Source organism: Priestia sp. BR_2 (assembly GCF_041954005.1).
Classification (GTDB): Bacteria; Bacillota; Bacilli; order Paenibacillales; family Paenibacillaceae; genus Paenibacillus_AQ; species Paenibacillus_AQ lautus_A.
Window position 1 is genome coordinate 1 of the sequence record NZ_JAVFHM010000027.1, and the last position, 1,198, is coordinate 1,198.

A 1,198-nucleotide genomic window follows, 5' to 3' on the forward strand; every position below is an offset into this window, starting at 1 on the left:
GTCTAGTGCGTCTGCCAATTCCGCCACACGCGCACAAGATGAAACAATGGTGAGCCATGAAGGACTTGAACCTTCGACACCCTGATTAAAAGTCAGGTGCTCTACCAACTGAGCTAATGGCTCGCATTTCAGGCCACCGAAAATACTCGGAATCACCTTCAAAGCGTAACTTTACTATTTGGAGTAAAGTGGCTGGGGATATAGGATTCGAACCTATGCATGACGGAGTCAAAGTCCGTTGCCTTACCGCTTGGCTAATCCCCAAAATCGTTGAGTTACTTCTATCTTGCCGATTCTCGTTAGAATCATGCATGAAATGGTGGAGGCTGAGGGGATCGAACCCCCGACCCTCTGCTTGTAAGGCAGATGCTCTCCCAGCTGAGCTAAGCCTCCGTATAAACTCATGGGGTTCTCATCCCCCTGATGCAATAAAATAGTGGTGACCCGTAGGGGATTCGAACCCCTGTTACCTCCGTGAAAGGGAGGTGTCTTAACCCCTTGACCAACGGGCCACATTTTCATGATGCATGTCCAAACCAAAAGCGAATCTGGAGCTTCCAACCGGGATCGAACCGGTGACCTCATCCTTACCATGGATGCACTCTACCTACTGAGCTATGGAAGCAAGTGGCTCCCCGAACAGGACTCGAACCTGTGACAACTCGATTAACAGTCGAGTGCTCTACCAACTGAGCTATCAGGGAATATGTACCGCTTGGCGACGTCCTACTCTCCCGGGACCCTTCGGTCCAAGTACCATCGGCGCTGGAAGGCTTAACGGTCGTGTTCGGTATGGGAACGCGTGGAACCCTTCCGCCATCGCCACCAAACGGTTCAGATGCTTGATCACCTGAAAACTAGATACGAAACGATATTTGCAGCACATTAGAATCCGTAGCATTCACCCGATGTGGTATCGGGGTCCCCGAAAAGTATTCGGCATCCGCTTCAAAGCTTCGCTTCACTTTTTGGGGTGTTTTTTGGATAAGCCCTCGACCGATTAGTATTGGTCAGCTCCATGCATTGCTGCACTTCCACCTCCAACCTATCTACCTCGTCGTCTTCAAGGGGTCTTACATACTGGGAAATCTCATCTTGAGGGGGGCTTCACGCTTAGATGCTTTCAGCGCTTATCCCGTCCGTACGTAGCTACCCAGCCATGCTCCTGGCGGAACAACTGGTGCACCAGCGGTACGTC

General features: G+C 51.2%; 6 tRNA genes and 2 rRNA genes. All 8 read right to left on the reverse strand.

The annotated features are described in order from the left end of the window. Positions 1-47: 47 nt before the first annotated feature. Positions 48-123: transfer RNA gene (locus RB298_RS00305), tRNA-Lys, on the reverse strand. Positions 124-189: 66 nt separating this feature from the next. Then, positions 190-264, reverse strand: a tRNA-Gln gene (locus RB298_RS00310). A gap of 53 nt (positions 265-317) precedes the next feature. Next, a tRNA-Val gene (locus tag RB298_RS00315) sits at positions 318-393 on the reverse strand. Positions 394-437: 44 nt separating this feature from the next. Further along, positions 438-512: transfer RNA gene (locus RB298_RS00320), tRNA-Glu, on the reverse strand. Between the two features lie 37 nt (positions 513-549). Then, positions 550-625, reverse strand: a tRNA-Thr gene (locus tag RB298_RS00325). Between the two features lie 3 nt (positions 626-628). Beyond that, positions 629-704, reverse strand: a tRNA-Asn gene (locus RB298_RS00330). 9 nt (positions 705-713) lie between these two features. Next, positions 714-830, reverse strand: a 5S ribosomal RNA gene (gene rrf, locus RB298_RS00335). 150 nt (positions 831-980) lie between these two features. Next, positions 981-1,198: ribosomal RNA gene (locus RB298_RS00340) — 23S ribosomal RNA — on the reverse strand; the annotation flags it as partial.